The organism is Streptomyces sp. NPDC090088 (genome assembly GCF_044747345.1).
Taxonomy (GTDB): domain Bacteria; phylum Actinomycetota; class Actinomycetes; order Streptomycetales; family Streptomycetaceae; genus Streptomyces.
Genome location: NZ_JBIVDZ010000001.1, coordinates 122,503 through 141,466, shown reverse-complemented (window position 1 = coordinate 141,466; position 18,964 = coordinate 122,503). Strand labels below are relative to the sequence as shown.

17 protein-coding genes are annotated in these 18,964 nt (G+C 72.0%); 7 read left to right on the top strand and 10 right to left on the bottom strand.

The genetic code is table 11. From position 1 onward, the window contains the following. Positions 1-14: 14 nt before the first annotated feature. On the bottom strand, positions 15-2,363 hold the full coding sequence (locus tag ACIPSJ_RS00565) for an immune inhibitor A domain-containing protein (RefSeq protein ID WP_359226592.1): 2,349 nt from the start codon (positions 2,361-2,363) through the stop codon (positions 15-17). A gap of 424 nt (positions 2,364-2,787) precedes the next feature. Here ACIPSJ_RS00565 and ACIPSJ_RS00560 point away from each other — a divergent pair, with 424 nt between their 5' ends. Further along, entirely contained in the window at positions 2,788-3,081 is a 294-nt protein-coding gene (locus ACIPSJ_RS00560) for a hypothetical protein (protein WP_355711291.1), read from the top strand. Positions 3,082-3,169: 88 nt separating this feature from the next. Here the strand turns inward: ACIPSJ_RS00560 and ACIPSJ_RS00555 are convergent, their stop codons facing one another. After that, entirely contained in the window at positions 3,170-3,829 is a 660-nt protein-coding gene (locus ACIPSJ_RS00555; RefSeq protein ID WP_359226590.1) for an RDD family protein, read from the bottom strand. Positions 3,830-3,901: 72 nt separating this feature from the next. Beyond that, a complete protein-coding gene (locus ACIPSJ_RS00550) occupies positions 3,902-5,431 on the bottom strand; it encodes an RDD family protein (protein WP_401342366.1) in 1,530 nt (509 codons plus the stop codon). Between the two features lie 242 nt (positions 5,432-5,673). Here ACIPSJ_RS00550 and ACIPSJ_RS00545 point away from each other — a divergent pair, with 242 nt between their 5' ends. Next, a complete protein-coding gene (locus ACIPSJ_RS00545; RefSeq protein ID WP_401342364.1) occupies positions 5,674-6,087 on the top strand; it encodes an SsgA family sporulation/cell division regulator in 414 nt (137 codons plus the stop codon). 27 nt (positions 6,088-6,114) lie between these two features. Here ACIPSJ_RS00545 and ACIPSJ_RS00540 read toward each other — a convergent pair whose 3' ends face one another. Further along, positions 6,115-7,521: an FAD-binding oxidoreductase gene (locus ACIPSJ_RS00540; RefSeq protein ID WP_401342362.1), complete on the bottom strand. Its 1,407-nt coding sequence runs from the start codon at positions 7,519-7,521 to the stop codon at positions 6,115-6,117. A 92-nt stretch (positions 7,522-7,613) separates the two neighbouring features. On the opposite strand from ACIPSJ_RS00540, the gene ACIPSJ_RS00535 reads away from it, so the two are divergent. Continuing rightward, a complete protein-coding gene (locus ACIPSJ_RS00535) occupies positions 7,614-9,098 on the top strand; it encodes a tetratricopeptide repeat protein (RefSeq protein WP_401342361.1) in 1,485 nt (494 codons plus the stop codon). A 52-nt stretch (positions 9,099-9,150) separates the two neighbouring features. On the opposite strand, the gene hppD is transcribed toward ACIPSJ_RS00535, so the two are convergent. After that, a complete protein-coding gene (hppD, locus tag ACIPSJ_RS00530) occupies positions 9,151-10,299 on the bottom strand; it encodes a 4-hydroxyphenylpyruvate dioxygenase (RefSeq protein WP_359226580.1) in 1,149 nt (382 codons plus the stop codon). A 121-nt stretch (positions 10,300-10,420) separates the two neighbouring features. Here hppD and ACIPSJ_RS00525 point away from each other — a divergent pair, with 121 nt between their 5' ends. The 3 genes from ACIPSJ_RS00525 (at position 10,421) to ACIPSJ_RS00515 (ending at position 11,874) form a co-directional block, all read left to right on the top strand. After that, positions 10,421-10,900 carry an Lrp/AsnC family transcriptional regulator gene (locus ACIPSJ_RS00525; protein WP_359226578.1) on the top strand — a complete coding sequence of 160 codons (480 nt, stop codon included), beginning with the start codon at positions 10,421-10,423 and terminating at the stop codon, positions 10,898-10,900. A 197-nt stretch (positions 10,901-11,097) separates the two neighbouring features. Continuing rightward, positions 11,098-11,682, top strand: coding sequence for an ArsR/SmtB family transcription factor (locus ACIPSJ_RS00520; protein ID WP_401342359.1), 585 nt, complete (start codon positions 11,098-11,100; stop codon positions 11,680-11,682). Between the two features lie 12 nt (positions 11,683-11,694). Continuing rightward, complete coding sequence (locus ACIPSJ_RS00515; RefSeq protein WP_401342357.1) at positions 11,695-11,874, top strand: hypothetical protein; 180 nt, start codon at positions 11,695-11,697, stop codon at positions 11,872-11,874. A gap of 76 nt (positions 11,875-11,950) precedes the next feature. Here ACIPSJ_RS00515 and ACIPSJ_RS00510 read toward each other — a convergent pair whose 3' ends face one another. From ACIPSJ_RS00510 to ACIPSJ_RS00500, 3 genes are all read right to left on the bottom strand, one after another. Next, positions 11,951-12,739 (bottom strand): S16 family serine protease, encoded by a 789-nt coding sequence (locus ACIPSJ_RS00510; RefSeq protein ID WP_359226572.1) that lies wholly within the window; start codon positions 12,737-12,739, stop codon positions 11,951-11,953. A 97-nt stretch (positions 12,740-12,836) separates the two neighbouring features. After that, on the bottom strand, positions 12,837-13,946 hold the full coding sequence (gene menC, locus ACIPSJ_RS00505) for an o-succinylbenzoate synthase (RefSeq protein WP_359226570.1): 1,110 nt from the start codon (positions 13,944-13,946) through the stop codon (positions 12,837-12,839). Next, positions 13,943-14,722 carry a chorismate synthase gene (locus ACIPSJ_RS00500; RefSeq protein WP_359226568.1) on the bottom strand — a complete coding sequence of 260 codons (780 nt, stop codon included), beginning with the start codon at positions 14,720-14,722 and terminating at the stop codon, positions 13,943-13,945. The genes menC and ACIPSJ_RS00500 overlap by 4 nt, the downstream gene beginning before the upstream one ends. 115 nt (positions 14,723-14,837) lie before the next feature. Here ACIPSJ_RS00500 and ACIPSJ_RS00495 point away from each other — a divergent pair, with 115 nt between their 5' ends. Next, positions 14,838-16,385, top strand: coding sequence for a PucR family transcriptional regulator (locus tag ACIPSJ_RS00495; RefSeq protein ID WP_401342354.1), 1,548 nt, complete (start codon positions 14,838-14,840; stop codon positions 16,383-16,385). On the opposite strand, the gene dapE is transcribed toward ACIPSJ_RS00495, so the two are convergent. Further along, positions 16,363-17,409 (bottom strand): succinyl-diaminopimelate desuccinylase, encoded by a 1,047-nt coding sequence (gene dapE / locus ACIPSJ_RS00490; protein ID WP_401342352.1) that lies wholly within the window; start codon positions 17,407-17,409, stop codon positions 16,363-16,365. The genes ACIPSJ_RS00495 and dapE overlap by 23 nt on opposite strands. Then, on the bottom strand, positions 17,406-18,854 hold the full coding sequence (locus ACIPSJ_RS00485) for an amino acid permease (RefSeq protein WP_359226562.1): 1,449 nt from the start codon (positions 18,852-18,854) through the stop codon (positions 17,406-17,408). Before ACIPSJ_RS00485 ends, dapE begins: the two co-directional genes overlap by 4 nt. Positions 18,855-18,964: the final 110 nt, after the last annotated feature.

Genomic DNA, 18,964 nt, shown 5'->3' with positions numbered 1-18,964 from the left:
TGCGAAGACGCGATTTACTTCACCGCGGGGCCGACCCGGAGGGAGATCGTCGAGCCGTCCCGGGCCTCCTTCTCGATGCTGATCTTCGTGTTGGTGTCAGTGATCTTGACGCCGCCGGCCGGGTTCGACGCGTCGTAGTAGTCGCTCCTGTGGTCGTTGAAGACCGACACCCCGGAGGACTTCCTGATCTTGGTCGCCACGTCCGCCTTGTGCAGCGTGATGCCGTCCGTCGCGTAGAGGCTGAACGGCGAGTCGTAGGCCTGGATGCGGTTGCGCATCAGCGTGCCGTCGGACCACTTCAGCGCCGTCGGGTGCGAGTCGATCGGGAGGATCAGACCGGTACCGGGGTGGACGCTGGTGTTGTTGTCCGCCTCGGAGGTGTCCCACTTCCAGATCAACAGGCCGTTCTGGTACGGGTAGTGCTCCACCCAGTCCGGACGGGTCGTCGAGAAGCCGAAGTTGTACGGGCCGACCTTGAGGGTCTTGTCGTACGACACGTACTGGCGGTTCTCCGCGATGTAGTACTGCGCGTAGTCCTTGGTGAAGGACGCGCCGATGCGGGAGAAGCCGGAGGCGGTCCAAGCGGCGTCCGCGGACTCCGCGTTGTCGGAGAAGACCGCCGAACCGTCCGCCGTCACCGTGATCTCGTCGGCCGCGAAGCCCTTGAGGGCGACCCCGCCGTCGGTCTGGTAGCGGAAGCGGAGCTGGATCTTCTGGCCCGCGTAGGCGTCCAGCGGGTACGACAGCTTGGTGTACGCGTCGACCGAACCGGTGAGCGCCGGCTTGTCGCTGCCGTCGCGCGGGATGGCCGCACCGTTCACCGTGCCGTCCAGGGCGGTCCAGTTGGCGCCGCCGTCGGTGGACACCTCGGTGTAGAGGTAGTCGTAGTTCGCCTCGATGTCGTACCAGCCGTCGAGCGACAGCGTGGCCGACGACTTGCCGGTGAGGTCGACGTCACGGGTCAGCGTGTTCTTGAGGTTGTCGCCGCTGCCGCTCCACCACTGGGCCGAACCCTCGGCCGGGGTGACCACGGTGGTGGTGACCGCCTTGTCGGGGAGCGAGACCACGAGGGCCTGCTTGTTCTTGGTGTTGTACTCGGCGACGCCCAGCTTGTGGCTGGACCTGGCGTCGGCCTTGGCCACGTCGTAGTTGAGCCAGCCGAGCTGGAGCTTGTCCCAGGCGTTCATGTCGCCCGGCAGGTCGCCGATGGCCTCCTTGCCGGTGCCCAGCCAGGAGCCGGAGGACATCAGGGTCCAGAAACCGGTGGAGTTCTCGCCGCCGTTGGTGTCGTACTCGTCCGGCAGGCCGAGGTCGTGGCCGTACTCGTGGGCGTAGACGCCGAGTCCGCCGTTCTCCGGCTGCATGGTGTAGTCGCCGACCCAGATGCCGGTGTCGCCGACCTGGGTGCCGCCGAGCTTGTTGTCGGCCGGGCCGGTGGCGCCGGCGTCGGTGCCGAAGGCGTACCAGCGGTGCGCCCAGATCGCGTCGGTGCCCTGGGCGCCGCCGCCCGCGGACTCGTCCTCGCCGGCGTGCACGATCTGGAAGTGGTCGACGTAGCCGTCGGGCTCGTTGAAGTTGCCGTCGCCGTCGTAGTCGTAGCGGTCCCACTGGTCGTACTTGGCGAGGTCGGCCTTGATGGCGGCGTCGGACTCGCCGGCCGCCTTCTGGTCGGCGACCCAGGCGGTGAGGCCGTCGCGCACCAGGTTCCAGACGCTGGAGCAGGTGGTCGAGCCGCAGGCGTTGTTGCCGTAACGCGCCTCGTTGTAGGGGACCTTGACCCAGTCGGTGACCTCACCGTCGACCGAGTAGCGGCCCGAGGACTGCTTCTCGTAGTACTTCTTCAGCGACTCGGTGTTCTTGCCGGTGCCGAAGTAGAGGTCCTGGAAGTGGGCCTGGTTGTAGTCCGCCTGCCACGCCGTGGAGTTGTCCTTGGTGCGGTCCGGCTGGGCTATCTGGTTGTGCAGCGGGCCGGCCGTGCCGTTGTAGCGCGGGTCGGTCTGGTCGCCGAACTCCACCAGGATCGTGAAGATCTTGTCCGTCTTCTCGCGGCCGAGTTCGACGTACTTGCTGTCGCCCTTCTTGCCCTTGAGCTGGACGACCTTGGATCCGTCACGGTCCTTGACCTGGGCCTTGCCGGATATGACCTGGTCGAGGGCCTCCTGGCGCTGGGCCTCCTGGGTCTTGCTCAGGGGGCCGTCGAGGTCGTGCTCCTCCTGCTTCGCCGACGGGTCGTGCCGGTCGACGGTGGCAGCCTTCGCCGGGGTCGCGGCCTCCGCGACCGCGAAGGTGGCGAAGCCTACGGAGGCGGTCGCGAGCGTCACGCCGACGGCGAGTGCTCTGAACGTCCAGGGTCTGCTGGTCACTTGAGTTCCTCCCCCGCGCCGCGCGCACGGCAAGGAGGACCGGGTGATGGTTGGGGGTCCGTGCGCGCACGTTCAACGCGTCGATTCAAGTGACGACATTTGACTACTGGTTTACGAGAAAAGACAGACCTTGACTCGGAGCGTTCAACTGCACTATGCGGAGAGGAAGTTCGCTTTACGGACGCCGAGGGTGCGCACTGCCCACGACGGAGCCCCCTCAACCGGCGCGCATATGCCTGCGGTTGCCGTATGCCATGCGACCGTGCGCCCCCTGTGCACCGGTACCGTGGGTTAGGTCACGCTTACCGGACGTTCCACTCGGGCATGCACGCGAATAGAGTCGAACGGTGGAACGCCCGGAAACCGGTGAAAACAAGGCCGGTTCCCCCGTCTCACCCCCAATTCTTCCGAGGACACGATTGCCATGCCTCGTCCGACCCCGGCACAGCTCGTCTACGGTTCGTGCACCGTGATCTGCTCGACGCTCGCCATGCTGCTGCTGTCACAGACGAGTTCGGGCATCGGGATCGCGGTCATCGCGCTCGCGGCGCTCGGTCTGGGACTGCTGGTCGCCATGACGGTCCCGCTCCCCCGGCCGCGCACGGTCGCACAGTCCCTGCCCACCCCGACCGCACTGCCCGAGGTGCGGGTCCCCGTGCACCGGGAGACCGTGGCCGCCGCCGCGGCCGAACCCGTCCGGGAGCCCACCGCGCCCTGACGCACCCCCACCAGTGAAGCCGAAGTCGGCGGGTCCGTGAGACTGACGGACCCGCCGACTGCTGTGGTGCCCCCTGCCCCCGCCCCGCTCAGGTGGTGACGACGACCGTCTTCGCGGCCTTGTCGTGCAGCCCCTGCTTGTACGGCTTGTCGAAGTAGCTCCAGCCGCCGCAGATCACGGTCCAGACGCAGGCGCAGCAGAAGGCGAACGGGATCCACAGCACCAGGGCGCGCAGCAGTGAGGTCTGGGCGGAGGGCGTGGCGCCGTCGTTCAGGTTGGCGACCCGCATGCCGAGCCACTTCTTGCCGAGGGTGCGGCCCGACTTGGCGATCATCAGGGTGTCGTAGGCGACGAACAGGACGGCCGCGATCAGCGACTGCGCGAAGGACCGGCCGGCCGAGATCTTGTCCCCGTCCATCTGGTACTCGCTCACCCCGAACGCCCAGGTGAGCAGCACCACCACGATGCCCACCAGGATCATGTCGATGATGCGCGCGAGGGTGCGCTTGCCGCTGTCGGCGAGCGGGGGCATTCCGGCGAGCGGGTCCTCGGGTCCGCCCTGGCCGCCGCCCGCGCCGTAGGGGCCGCCGCCGTAGGAGGGCGGCGGGGGCTGCGCGCCGCCGTACGGAGCGTCGTACGGCGAGCCCGACCCCTGGCCCTCGCCCGGGCCTGACGGAGGCTGCTTCCTGAACGGGTCGTCGTCCGGCGGCTGTCCGGAGCCCGGGGGCGGAGGCGGTTCGGTGCTCATGGCCCGAGTGGACCGCGCGGCGGCCGGGTCCGCATCCGGCGCGCGGCCGTACGGGGTACGGCCGCCGCCTTGTCAGCCCGCGACGAAGGTGTGTGCCGCCTTGTCGTGCCAGCACTGGTGCCAGGGCCGGTCGAACAGGCACCAGGCGACGCCGATGATCCCGACGCCGAGCAGACCGGGCACGGTGTACACCAGCCAGCGGCGCAGCGCGGCGCCGAAGGCCGGGGGCCCGTGGCCCTCGATGTCCTGTACCTCCAGGCCGAACAGCTTCTTGCCGAGGGTGCGCCCCCACTTGGCGGTGGGCAGCACCTCGTAGAGGACGCCGACGACGAGCAGGACGCCGAGCACGATCCCGAGGTACAGGCCGGTCGTGCCGTCGAGCAGCCAGACGGTCTCGGTACGGCCGGACAGCTTGGCCGCGTCGATCTTGTCCTGGACGTGGTCGGCGGCCCGGGTGCCGAGCGGTACGGCGGCCACGGCGGTCACCGCACCGACGACCAGGCTGTCGACGAGCCGCGCCGCGAACCGCTTGCCGAGCCCCGCGGGACGGGCCGCCGCCTGCCGCCGGGCGGCCGCCTGGAACACGTCGTCCACCGGCGGCTTCCACGGCGTCACCTGCTGGTCGCCGGCGAGCTGGTGCACCTGCTGCGCCCACGAGGACTGCCCGCCGCCGGCGCCCGGGGCCATGGGAGTGCCGGACGCCATCGGGGACGGGGCCGCGGCGGACTGCTGCGGGGGTACGGCGGGGGCGACGGCCTGGGCGGCGACGGGGGCCGCCCCCTGCGCGGGCGGGGCGGGCTGCGGCTGGGCGGCCGCCGCCCGGGCCGCGGCCGCCTTGCCGGCGCCGAAGCCGGGGCGACCGGTACCGGGCCCGGCGGCTCCGGCCGCGTCGGCGGCTCCCGTGGCCCCGGCGGCTCCGGCTGCGGCGCCGGGCGCGCCCACCGGCCCCTGCGCACCGAAGCCACCCGCGCCACCCGCACCCGCAGCGCCCGTACTCGCGGAGCCCTGCCCCCCGGACGACCCCGGCGCCCCGAACCCGCCCGAACCCGCCGCGCCGAACCCGCCCGCGCCCGAAGCCGGGGACGGTGTGCCCTCGCCGCGGATCGGGCGGAACGTCATCGTGCCGTCGTCCATGGGGGGTTGGGCCGTGGGCGGGGTGCCCGCGGGGCCGAGTGTCGGCCTGCGGAAGATGAACGTGCCGCCGGAGTCGACGTCCCCCTGGTCGGCCGGCGGGATCGTGGCCGTGCCGTCGGTGCGGGAGGCGTGCCCGTCCGGCCGGGGCGGGGAGCCCGCCGCCGCCCGGGGGTCGGTGCCCCAGGCCCCGCCCTCCGCGGTCCAGCCGGCGGCCGGCCCCGGCTGCGGGTCCTCGTCGAAGAAGTGCGGGCCGGTCTCCTCGACTCCGGAGGGCGCGGGGGACGCGGAGGGCGCCGGGCCGGAGCCGGGCGGCGGAGCGAGCGGTTCGCCGTCGGACGGGGCCGGGCGGCTGGTGCCCGGCACCCACGCGGCACCGTTCCAGTAACGGACGTAGCCGGGGATGGACGGGTCCGGGTAGTAGCCCTCGCGGGGCCGTTCGTCACCGGGTGCCGGGGTTGGGGCGCTCATGTCCGTCGTCCCGTATCTGCTCGGGGGTCGTGTGGGAGCCTCCACATCTATCAGACCCGGGTGCCCGCCACCGCCAGTCCCGCAGGACCCGCCCCTTTCCGGGCGGCCCTGTGCACCCCCTTCACCGCACCCGAAAAAAATTTCCCGGAACCCGCGTAATGCTCGCGGCCCCAGCCCCTCTCCACACGTACGGGCCCATGCGCAGGCGCCCGCACGACTGATCGAGAGAGGAAACGGACGTCATGCATCACACCGTGGTGGAACGCGAACTGGAGCTGCGGCTCATCCTGTCCCCCGAGCGGAGCATCCCGGTCCCGGCGCGGCTCAGCTACCGCTCCGACGACCCGTACGCCGTGCACGTCAGCTTCCACGTCAACTCCGAGTGCCCGGTCCACTGGACCTTCGCCCGCGATCTGCTCGTGGAGGGGGTGTTCCGGCCGAGCGGGCAGGGGGACGTGCGGGTGTGGCCGACGAAGTCGGAGGGCCGCAGCGTCGTGCTGATGGCGCTGAGTTCACCGGATGGCGACGCCCTGCTGGAGGCGCCGATCCCCCAGGTGTCCGCCTGGCTGGAGCGGACGCTGCGGGTGGTGCCCCCGGGGACCGAGGGCGGGCAGCTGGGGATCGATGACGCGCTCGACCAGCTGCTCGCCCAGTGAGGCCGGTGAGGTCTTCGACGGATGGGATCAGAACAGCTTGCCGGGATTGAGGATGCCCAGCGGGTCGAAGACGTTCTTGACGGCCCGCTGCATCTCCACGCCCACCGGCCCGATCTCCCGGGCCAGCCACTCCTTCTTCAGGACGCCGACGCCGTGTTCGCCGGTGATCGTGCCGCCGAGTTCCAGCCCGAGGCCCATGATCTCGTCGAAGGACTCGCGGGCCCGGCGGCACTCGTCGGCGTCCTGAGCGTCGAAGCAGACGGTGGGGTGCGTGTTGCCGTCGCCCGCGTGGGCGACGACCCCGATGGTCAGCCGGTGCTTGTCCGCGATGCGTTCGACCCCTTCGATCAGGTCGCCGAGCCGGGAGCGGGGCACGCACACGTCGTCGATCATCGTGGTGCCCTTGACGGCCTCCAGGGCGACCAGCGAGGACCGGCGGGCCTGGAGCAGGAGTTCGGACTCGGCGGCGTCGTCGGCCGGGACCACCTGGGTGGCGCCCGCGGCCTCGCAGAGCTCGCCGACCGCGGCGAGGTCGGCGGCCGGGTCCGTGGTGTCGAAGGCGGCGAGCAGCAGCGCCTCGGTGGACTCCGGCAGGCCCATGTGGGTGAGTTCGTTGACCGCCTTGACGGTCGTACGGTCCATCAGTTCGAGCAGGGACGGCACATGGCCGCCCGCCATGATCCGGCACACCGCGTCGCAGGCGGCGGCCGCGGAGCCGAACTCGGCGGCCAGCACCAGCTGGCCGGGCGGCTTGGGCTTCAGCGCGAGGACCGCCCGTACGACGACACCGAGCGAGCCCTCGGAGCCGACGAAGAGCCGGGTCAGGTCGTATCCGGCGACGCCCTTCGCGGTACGCCGGCCGGTGGACATCAGCCGTCCGTCGGCGAGGACGACGTCCAGGCCCAGCACGTACTCGGCGGTCACCCCGTACTTCACACAGCACAGCCCGCCCGAGGCGGTGCCGATGTTGCCGCCGATCGTGCACATCTCCCAGCTGGAGGGGTCCGGCGGGTAGGAGAGGCCGTGCTCCTCGACGGCGCGGGAGAGGGTGGCGTTGACGACGCCGGGTTCGACGACGGCGATCCGGTCGACCGGCGAGATCTCCAGGATGCGGTCCATCCTGGTCAGCGAGAGCACGATGCAGCCGTCGGTGGCGTTGGCGCCGCCGGACAGGCCGGTGCGGGCGCCCTGCGGCACGACCGGGACGCGCAGCTCGGTGGCGATCCGCAGGACGTGCTGGACCTGCTCGACCGTGCGCGGCAGCACGACCACGGCCGGGGTGCCGGCCGGGCAGAAGCTCGCCATGTCGTTGGCGTAGGAGGCGGTCACGTCCGGGTCGACGAGGACCGCGTCGGCCGGCAGGCCCGCGAGGAGCCGGTCGGTGAGGTTGCCGGTGGTCTCGTCCCGAGGCGCTTCGATACGGCTCATGATCACAGCGTCGCACCCGGGGCCATCGGTGTGAACCCCACAGGGTCCGTCCTTGGGCCGCATGGATGTGGTGGTCGTATTGACGCACAGTGTCCGGCATGTGCGCGCTCGACAACCGACCGTCCGGACCTGCCACCTCGCTGCTCACGGAGCCGGAGCCGCCCCGCCGGCGGCGCCGGGTGCTGCGGCGGCTGCTGGTCGTCGCACTGGCGGGCGGGGCGGCGGCCGGCGGGGTGCTGCTGCTGTGGCATCCGAACGAACCGCGCCGCGCTCTCCGGCCCCCGGCGGCCGGGCCCCAGGTGAACCGGCAGGCGTCGGCACAGCTGCTGACGGCGGTCGTCAACGGGCTGCCCGCCGCGCTGCCCGACCTCACGACCCTGATCGGTGAGCGGGAGGCCCGGGTGCGGGAGCGGCCGAGGGACGCGCACGCCTGGGCGGTGCTGGGGGCCGCGTACGTGGAGCGGGCCCGCCGGACCGCCGACACCGCCGACTTCCCCAAGGCCGAGAACGCGCTGCAGACCTCGCTGGAGGTGTCCGCCCGGGGCAACTCCGAGGCGCTCGGCGCGCTCGCCGCGCTGGAGAACGCGCGCCGGGACTTCCCCGAGGCCAAGCGGTTCGGCGAGGAGGCGGTGAAGGCGGCGCCGAAGCGGTGGTCGACGTATCCGGCGCTGATCGACGCCTACAACGGGCTCGGCGACTACAAGGCGGCCCGGTCCGCGCTGGACAAGCTGATGGCGCTGAAGGTCGGGGCGGACGTGAAGCCGGCCGTGATGGCGCGGGCCTCGGCCGTGTACCGGGACCGGGGCTGGCGCGAGGACGCGGCGGCACAGGTGACGGACGCGGCGGCGGCCGCGCGGACGCCCGCCGAGCAGGCCGCGTATCTGTGCCAGGCCGGGCAGCTGGCCTGGGAGCGGGGCGACCGCGACGACGCGCTCCGGCACTTCAAGGCGGCCGTGGCCCTCGACCCCGACCAGTCGGCGGCGCGCGCCGGGCAGGGGCGGGCGCTGGCCGCGCTGGGCCGGACGCAGGAGGCGGTGACCGCGTACCAGGGGGCTCTCGCCCATCGCCCGGCCCCTCAGGTCGCGCTGGAGCTGGGCGAGTTGTACGAGTCGCTGGGGCTGGGGCGGGAGGCCGAAGCCCAGTACGGGCTGCTGCGGACGCAGGTGCAGCGGGAGCTGGACGCCGGGATCGACGACGATCTGGTGATCGGGCAGTACGAGGCGGACCACGGGGACGTCCAGGAGGCGGTGCAGCACCTGGAGGCCGAGTGGGACCGGCAGCCCGGCATCGAGGTCGCGGACGCCCTCGGCTGGGCACTGCACCGTTCCGGCGAGGACCAGGAGGCCCTGCGCTACGCGTCCATCGCGACCGACTCGACCAAGGGCGGCGGCATCCGCAGCGCCCTCTACGCCTTCCACCGCGGCATGATCGAACGCGACCTCGACCTCGACGCCCCAGCCCGCCGCCACCTCCAGGACGCCCTCCGCATCAACCCCTACTTCTCCCCCCTCCAGGTACCGGTAGCCAAAACAACCCTCACCGCCCTCGGCCAGGAACCCCCGGAGGAGCCCCTGCCCGGGTGACACCGGCAAGGGCAACGCCCTAGGGACGCCGGCCGAACCCACCCCCGTCGGCTCACAGATTCCCGCGCCGCTCCTGCTCCCGCTCGATCGCCTCGAAGAGCGCCTTGAAGTTGCCCTTGCCGAAGCCCATGGACCCATGCCGTTCGATGATCTCGAAGAAGACCGTCGGCCGGTCCTGGACCGGCTTGGTGAAGATCTGCAGCAGGTAGCCGTCCTCGTCCCGGTCGGCGAGGATCTTCAGCTCGCGCAGGGTGTCGATCGGCACCCGGGTGTCGCCGACCCACTCGCCGAGGGTGTCGTAGTAGGAGTCCGGCGTGTCGAGGAACTGCACACCGGCCGCGCGCATGGTCCGTACCGTCTCGACGATGTCGTTGGTGTTGAGCGCGATGTGCTGGACGCCCGCGCCGCCGTAGAACTCCAGGTACTCGTCGATCTGGGACTTCTTCTTGGCGATGGCGGGTTCGTTGATCGGGAACTTGACCTTGAGGGTGCCGTCGGCGACCACCTTGGACATCAGCGCGCTGTACTCGGTGGCGATGTCGTCGCCCACGAACTCCTTCATGTTCGAGAAGCCCATGACCTGGTGGTAGAAGCCGACCCACTCGTTCATCCGGCCGAGTTCGACGTTGCCGACGCAGTGGTCGACGGCCTGGAAGGTGCGGCGGGCGGGCGGGGCGACGATCGGGGACGCGGCGACGAACCCCGGGAGGTAGGGGCCGTCGTAGCCGACCCTCTCGACGAGGGTGTGCCGGGTCTCCCCGTACGTCGCGATCGCGGCCAGCACCACCGTCCCGTGCTCGTCCTTCAGCTCGTACGGCTCGGCCAGCGACCGCGCCCCGTGCTCGACCGCGTAGGCGTACGCGGCACGGGCGTCCGGCACCTCGATGGCGAGGTCGACGACCCCGTCGCCGTGCTCGGCGACATGGCGGGCCAGGAAGCGGCCCCAGTCGGTGTCCGGCTTGACGACGGAGGTGAACACGAACCGGGCCGAGCCGTTCTCCAGGACGTAGCTCGCGGTCTCACGGCTGCCGTTCTCCGGTCCGGAGTACGCGACCAGCCGCATGCCGAAGGCGGTGGAGTAGTAGTGCGCCGCCTGCTTGGCGTTGCCCACGGCGAAGACGACCGCGTCCATTCCCTTGACCGGGAAGGGGTCGGCCTGCCGGACGGTCGTGTCGGGAGTGTGCTGTGTGGTCTGCGTCATGGTCGAAGGGTGAACCTGGGGGGCAAGGTGTGCAATAGTTCGCGTTTCGGCTGGGCAATATGTTCAGCAGTACGCAAGTGAAGGCGGACTTTCTGTACAGGATGACCATCCGGAGGCGGGCATGGCGATCGATCATCTGGACGGGCGGATCCTGGTGCTGCTGGCCCGGGAACCGCGCGTCGGCGTGCTGGAGATGTCCCGCAGGCTGGGCGTGGCGCGGGGGACCGTGCAGGCCCGTCTCGACCGGCTTCAGTCGAATGGAGTGATCCAGGGATTCGGCCCCCAGGTCGATCCGGCGGCCCTCGGCTACCCGGTCACCGCCTTCGCCACCCTCCAGATCCGGCAGGGCCAAGGCCCGGACGTCCGGGCGCACTTGGCGACCGTGCCGGAGGTACTGGAACTGCTCACCACCACCGGCAGCGGGGACATGCTGTGCCGGCTGGTGGCCCGCTCCAACGCCGATCTCCAGCGGGTGATCGACCGGGTCGTCGGTTTTGATGGCATTGTCCGGGCCTCCACGGCGATCGTCATGGAGAACCCCGTTCCGCTGCGGATCATCCCGCTGGTCGAGCAGGCCGCGGCAGACAGCGAAGGGACCTGACCGACTCGGGACCCGCGACCCGGGGTGAGCGCGCGTGAGCTTCTGGGTGCGTCGAGGGCGAGGACCCGCACCAGGTGGCGCTGGACTGGATGAAGGAGCAGGGGTTCGTGAAGTAGTCCCACTCCGCGGGGAGTTCCAAAGAAGTTGATGCAAAAGAGTGGTTGCAAAGGACTCTTTGCATAGCTATCTTTGTACGCATGACGGAGCACGAGGAACGGAAACAGCGCCGGCTGGACGCCCGCTCGCTGCGGGGGCTCGCCCACCCGCTGCGGATGCAGCTGCTGGACGCGCTACGGCAGCACGGTCCCGCCACCGCGTCCCAACTGGCCGAGCGGCTGGGCGAGTCCAGTGGCGCGACCAGCTACCACCTGCGCCAGCTGGCCGAACACGGCTTCGTCGAGGACGCCCCCGAGCGCGGCAAGGGCCGGGAGCGGTGGTGGCAGGTGGTGGACCAGAGCATCCGCTTCGACAGCGCGGACTTCGAGGACGCGAGTCCCGAGGTGCGGGGGCTGACGGAGGTGTTCCTGCAGGAGGGCGCCGCACGTCACGCCCGCGAGCTGTCCACCTGGCTCGGCACCCGTGACCAGTGGCCCCAGCCCTGGGCCCGCTCCACGGACATGAGCGACATGACCCTGCGGCTCACCCCCGACCTCGCCCTCGAACTGATCGGCAAGCTGCACGACCTGATCGACGGCTACCGGGACCGTGTCCCCGACAAGGACACCCCCGACTCCGAGCAAGTACGCATCCACACGCACCTGTTCCCCATCGAGACGGACTGAGAGGCACCCACCATGTACACCCAGGCCCACCTCGCCCGGCACCACATGACCGACCTGCACACCCAGGCAGAGGCCTACCGACTGGCGAAGCAGACCAAGCCGGAACGGGAACTCCGCACCCGACTCGGCTGGACCCTGGTGGAGGTAGGCCTCCGCCTGGCGACCCCGGCCCCGGCAGCGGCACCCCTTTAGGAACTACGGGACTGCAGCGCCCCTTCAGGGGCGCGGGGAACTGCGCGACCAGCCCCCGCTCACCGCCAGACGCAACTCAACAGCTGGGAACGCTCTTCCCCTTCTCCAACGCCACCAGATCAGACACCGCCCCCTTGAGGCTGGTCACCGGCACCAACCGCAACCCCTTCGGCAGCTCGGCCTTCGCATCGGCGCACTCGTCCCGGGGCACCAGGAACACCGTCGCCCCGTCCCGCCGAGCCGCCTGCGTCTTCAGGGCCACCCCGCCCACCGCCCCCACGGTTCCGTCCGCACTGATCGTGCCCGTACCGGCGATGTTCTTCCCCGCGGTGAGGTCTCCCCCGCTGCCGTTCCCGTCGAGCTTGTCGATGATCCCGAGCGAGAACAGCAGCCCCGCGCTCGGCCCGCCCACATCCGCCAGCTTCAGGGTCACCTTGACCTTGCCGGCGCTCAGATCGAGGTACTTCAGCGCCGCCTGGGTCGCCGCGTCCTGCGACTGCTCCATCTGCTCGGTGTTGTGCTGCTCGACCTCCTTGACGCTGTCGCCGCTCGGGTACACCGCGTCGCGCGGCATCACCGCCCGGTCCGTCCGGAACCAGTTGCCGATGACATCGCTCAGCGACACCCGCGCGTCCGGCCCGGTCGCCTCGATCGTCGTCATCCGCAGCTGACCGCTGGTGGTCCGGGTGGGCGCCCCGGCGATGGTGATCACCGGGGTGCCCTGGTTGTCGCCGAGCACGTTCGCCGTCATCCCGGGCTGGGCCACCGAGAACGGCAACGGCGCGAAGACGGCCGTACCGATCAGAGCCACGACGGGAATCGCACAGACGGCGATGGCCTGGAGACGCGTGAGACGTGAGAGCACGGAGTCAATCTAACGCGACGACCTGTTCAGGCCACCGCCCCGGCACCACCCCGGCACCTCCCTCGCACCACCCCCGCGCCACCCCACCCCGCCCCGGTCAGCGCGGGAGCAGCTCGCGGCGTTCACGGGTGAACCGGCGCAGCGCGTCCGGCAGCGGCTCGATCCCGATCCCGGGACCGGTCGGCACCGGGAGGTGGCCGTCGTCCAGGACGAACGGCTCGGTGATGTCCTCGGCGAAGTACCGGCTGGACGCCGAGGTGTCGCCCGGCAGCGTGAACCCCGGCAGCGCCGCCAGCGCCAGGTTGGGCGCCCGCCCGATCCCGGTCTCCAGCATGCCGCCGCACCAGGCCGGCACCCCGTGGGCGCGGGCCACGTCGTGGATGCGGCGGGCCTCCAGGTAGCCGCCGACCCGCGCGGGCTTGACGTTCACCACCCGGCACGCGTCCATGGCGATCGCGGCCGCCGTGTCGCGCGCGCTGTGCAAGGACTCGTCGAGACAGACCGGCGTCGCGATCCGCCGTTGCAGCTGGGCGTGGCCGTAGAGGTTGTCCTCCTCCAGCGGTTCCTCGATCAGCAGCAGCCCGAACTCGTCGAGCCGCCGCAGGTGCTCCGCGTCGGCGAGGCCGTACGCCGTGTTCGCGTCGACCTGGAGCGGCAGCGTGTCCCCGAACCGCTCGCGCACCGCCCGTACCGGCTCGACGTCCCAGCCGGGCTCGATCTTCAGCTTGATCCGGACGTACCCCTCGGCGAGGTACCGTTCGACGTCGTCGAGCAGTTCACCGACCGAGTCCTTGATGCCGACCGAGACACCGGCCGGCACCCGGTCCCGTACCGACCCCAGGAACACGGACAGCGGCATGCCGTACGTCCGCAGCTCCGCGTCCAGCACCGCCGTCTCCAGCGCGGCCTTCGCCAGCTCGTGCCCCTTGACCTTCGCCGTGGCGGGGCCGACCGCGGCGGAGGTCGGCTCCCGCAGCGCCGCCACCCGCGGCACCAGGAAGTCCCGCAGCACGATCTCCGCGCCGGCGACGAACTCCGAGCAGTACAGCGGCTCGGGGTCGGCGGCGAACTCCGACCAGCCCTCGGCGGTGTCGGTGACGACGTGGAGGAGGAAGGTGTCCTTCGTCGTCATGGTCCCGAAGGACGTACGGAAGGGCGTGACCAGCGGAATCGCGACATGCACGATCTCCACGCGCTCCAGCTTCATACTGCCGTTCCCTCCGTCGTGCGGGCGAGCGTGTACCAGCCGTCCCGGGACATCCCCACGGCCCGGAAGCCCTCGGCGAAGGCCGCCGTGAACACCTCGCGGACGGCGTACCGCCAGCGCAGCGCGAGCGCCGGGTCGGCGGCCCGCAGCCGTACGACGTCCTCCGGCACCCGGCACCACACGGCCCGGTCGCCGGGGTCGCGGCGGGCGAGGACCTCGCCGTCGGGGCCGTGGTGGCTGACCGGGGCGTCACCCGGCACGAGGGAGGCACCGGACGGCACGGGGTCCGCCGTCAGGTCCCAGGTCACGGTCAGCCGGTCGCTCTCGTCGCCGTCGTTCACGCCGTCGGCCATCGGGCCGTAGAAGTCGACGAGGTACTCGGTGCCGGTGGCGCCCAGCTTGGCCAGGTTGAAGCGGGCGTTGCGGCCGACCAGCGGGTCGAAGGTCCAGCGCATGGTGCGGGCGCCGCGCTCCAGGGCCCAGGCGCGCTGGGCCCGCTTCACGGCGTACCCGAGGCCCTGGTCGGCGGCGGCGACGAGGGAGTAGGTGTCGCGGTCCGGGCCGAACACGGCGACGGCCGCCCCGGCCAGCCGCGTGCCGTCGTAGGCGGCGTGCACGGCGCCGCCCGCGTGGACCAGGCTGTGCAGGACCTCGGCCGGGTACGGCGGGGCGGTGCGGGGCGTCTGCCAGACGTCGCTGAAGTAGTCGGTCACGGCCGCGAGCCCGGCGACGTCGTGGACGGTACGGATGCCGACTCCGGTCTCGGTCAGGGTCATGATCCGAGTCTCGGAGCCGACACCCTCCCCCGTGTTGTGCGGACGGACAAGGAATGCGTAGCGTCATGAGGAGATCGGCCAAGAAGCCCTCGTTGAAGACTCCCGAAGGACCCCTATGGACGCCTGCACCCTCGGCGACCTGCTCGACATCGTCGGCGGTCCCTCCGTCCGGCTGCACACGGCCCCCGCCGGGCTGGCCGTGCCGGTGACCGAGGCGCTGCTGTACGACGCCCACGCCCCGCTGCCCCGGCGGCCGGGGGCGCTGCTGCTGGCGGTCGGGGTGCGCGCGGCGGCGGCCGGGCCGCTGGTGCGGGCGGCCGCCGAGGCGGGGCTGACCGGGGTGGTGGTGCGGGGCGCCGACGGGCCGGTCGGGGAGGCGGAGACGCACGGGATCGCGCTGCTGTCGGTCGACGAGGACGCCGCCTGGCACCACGTCCATCTGCTGCTGGCCTCGGCGATCGGCGCCCGCCCGGCGGCCCCCGGAAGCGGGCTCGGCGACCTGTTCGCGCTGGCCGACGCGATCGCGGCCGGGATCGGCGGGGCCACCGCCATCGAGGACCCGCGGCAGCGGCTCCTCGCCTACTCCACCGTGGCCGGGCAGCCGGTCGACGAGGACCGCCGGCAGGGCATCCTGGGCCTCCAGGTGCCGGCCAGCGCCGAGAACACCGAGCAGTACCGCACCCTGTTCGCCGCCGAACGGCCGGTCCGGCTACCGGCGTTGAGCGAGGCCGACCTGCCCCGGCTGGCGATGGCGGTGCGGGCCGGCGGCGAGACGCTCGGCTCGGTCTGGGTGATCGACGGCGGCACGCTCGCGCCGGACGCCGAGGAGACCCTCGCCCAGGGCGCCGCCACCGCCGCCCTGCTCCTGCTGCGCGCCCGGGCGGCCCAGGAGCTGGCCCGGCACCAGAGCGGCGACCTGCTGCGCCGCCTCCTCGACGGCACGGCGGACGCCCCGGCCGCCGCGGTCCGGCTGGGGGTCGAGGGCGAGGTGCGGGTGGTCGCGTTCGCGCTGGACACCACCACCAGCGTGCCGGACGCCGAGCGCACCGCGCTGCGCCTGCTGGACGTCGTACGGCTGCAGTGCGAGGCGCGCTACGGACGGCACGCGTGTGTGCTGGTCGACGGGGTGGTGTACGCGCTGCTGCCCGGTCCGGGGGCCCGGCACCGGCCGCTGGCCGAGGACATCGTGCGGCGGGCCGGGCAGGCGCTGCGGGTGCCGGTGCGGGCGGGTCTCGGCGAGCTGGTCCCGGACGTGGGCGGGGTGGTCGGTTCCCGGGCGGACGCGGATCTGGTGCTGCGGGTGCTGGACCCGGAGCGCCCGGTGGCCACGGTGGACGAGGTGCGCCCCCGGGTCACCCTGCTGCGGCTGGCCGAAGTGCTCGGCGAGCGGCGGGAGTTGACCGCGGGGGCGTGGCAGCGGGTGCTGGCGTACGACGCCGGGCACGGCACCGAGTACGCCCGTACCCTGGTCTGCTGGTTCGACGCGGGCTGCGACATGGCGGGCGCGGCCGAGCTGCTCGCCGTCCACCCCAACACCTGCCGCTACCGGCTGCGCCAGGTCCGCCAGCACGTCGGGATCGACCTGGCCGATCCCGACGAACGGCTGGTGCTATGGCTGCAGTTGCGGGTGCTGGCCGGGCTCAGCGCAGCAGCCACGCCCTGAGGCTCTCCTCACAGGCGCGCAGCTGCCCGACCGGCACGTACTCCCCCGCCGTGTGCGCCAGGGAGGGGTCCCCTGGGCCGTAGTTGAGCGCGGGCACGTCCAGCGCCGCGAACCGGGCGACGTCGGTCCACCCCAACTTGGGCCGGGGCACGGCCCCGAGCGCCTCGACGAGCCCGGCGACCCGGTCCAGCCGGGGCAGCGCACCGCCGACCACCTCGGTGACCCGCACCTCGTACTCCGGGAACAGCCCGCGTACGTACGCCTCCGCGTTCGCCTCCGAACGGCTGGGCGCGAAGCGGTAGTTGACGCTCACCACGCACTCGTCCGGTACGACGTTCCCGGCGACCCCCGCCCGTACGGCGACCGCGCTCAGCCCCTCCCGGTACTCAAGACCGTCGATCACGATCCGCTCGGCGGTGTGGTCGTCGAGCCGCTGGAGCACCCGCGCCGCCTTGTGGGCGGCGTTGACGCCCTGCCAGGCACGGGCGGTGTGCGCGCGCCGCCCGGGCACGACGATGTCGGCGGCGAGATACCCCTGGCAGCCGGCCTCCACCCCCGCGTCGGACGGCTCCATGAGGATGGCGAGGTCGGCGGCGAGGAGGTCGGGGGCCAGGTGGTTGAGGCCGTTGCGCTCCCCTTCGACCTCCTCGCACTCGTAGAGGACGAAGGTGAGGTCGACGGCCGGTTCCGGGACGGTGGCGGCCAGCCGCAGTGCGACCGCCACCCCGCCCTTCATGTCACAGGCGCCGAGTCCGTGCACGCAGCCGTCGGCGAGCCGGGAGGGCAGGTTCCCGGCGGCCGGGACGGTGTCCAGGTGCCCGGCGATCAGGACGCGCCGGTCCCGGCCGAGGGCGGTGCGGGCGACGACGGTGTTGCCGACCCGGTCGACCTTGAGGTGTCCGAGGCCGCGCAGGGCGTGCTCCACGGCGTCGGCGATCCCGGCCTCCGCCCCGCTCTCGGAGGGGAGGTCGACGAGGGCCCGGGTGAGGTCGACGACGTCGGCGGTGAGGTCGAGGGCGGTCATACCAGGTCCCGGGTGGCGAGCTTGGAGTGCCGGATGCCGTAGCAGCCGTAGAGGACGAGGCCGACGGCCATCCACACCCCGAAGGCGATCCAGGTGTCGGCGCCGAGGCTGAACAGCATGTAGCCGCAGAAGCCGACGCCGAGGACGGGGACGACCGGGGAGAACGGCACCCGGAAGGAGCGAGGCGTGTCCGGGCTGCGCCGCCGCAGGATCACCACGGCCAGGTTGACCAGCATGAACGCGAAGAGCGTGCCGATGCTGGTGGCGTCGGCGAGGCTGCCGAGCGGCACGAGGGCGGCGAGGACGGCGATGAAGGAGGAGACGATCACGGTGTTGGCGCGGGGCACCCCGGTGCGCGGGTGCACCTTCGCGAACAGCGGCGGCACGAGCCCGTCCCGGGACATCGCGAACAGGATCCGGATCTGCCCGTACTGCACGGTGAGCACCACGCTGGTGGTGGCGACCACGGCGCCGATGGAGAGCAGGATCGGCCACAGGTTCCCGCCGCCGACGGAGCGCACCAGCACCTCGCTGAGCGTCGCCTCGGTCCCCGCGAACTCCTTCCACGGCATCGCGCCGAGCGCGGCGACCGCGACCAGCACATACAGGGCCGTGACCAGGACGAGGGAGAGGATGATCGCCCGCGGCAGGTCGCGCTGCGGGTTGCGGGCCTCCTCGCCCGCGGTGGAGGCGGCGTCGAAGCCGATGTAGGAGAAGAACAGCGAGGCGGCGCCCGCGCTCATCCCGGCGGCGCCGAGCGGGAAGAGCGGCTGGAAGTTCCCGGCGTGGAACGCGGTGAACGCGACCGCGCAGAAGAGGATCAGGGCCGCGATCTTCACGCCGACCATGATGACGTTGGCGACGGCGCTCTCCCTGGCCCCGCGCAACAGCACGACCATCGCGAGGACGACGATGAGCGCGGCCGGGATGTTGAGCGTGCCGCCGGCGCCGGGCGGGGCGCTGAGCGAGTCCGGCAGGGTGACGCCGAAGGCGAGGTGGAGCAGTTCGTTGACGTACTGCCCCCAGCCGACGGCGACGGCGGCGACCGAGACGCCGTACTCCAGGATCAGACACCACCCGCACACCCAGGCGACGAGCTCGCCGAGGGTGGCGTAGGCGTAGCTGTACGACGATCCCGAGCCGGGGATCATGCCGGCCAGCTCGGCGTACGACAGGGCCGAGAACAGGGCGGTGACGCCGGCCAGCACGAAGGAGACGACGATCGCGGGGCCGGCCTCGGGCACGGCCTGCCCGAGCACCACGAAGATGCCGGTGCCGAGGGTCGCGCCGACGCTCAGCAGGGTGAGCTGGGTGACGCCCATCGTGCGCGTGAGCGGGCTGGCGCCGGCCTCGCCCACGAGGGTGTCGACGGACTGTCGCCGGGTGAGCCGACTCGCGGTACGGCCCTGTCCCCCTGGCCGTGGCCGTGTCCCAACCGTCTCCATGTTCCGGCTCCCTCCGCCGTGGGCACTTTGTCTGGCCCTGATGATGCGGAGGGAGCGGGGTCGGGGTGGTGGGGGGATCGGCCAGAGGGTGGGGAGTGGGATTGGCGGAT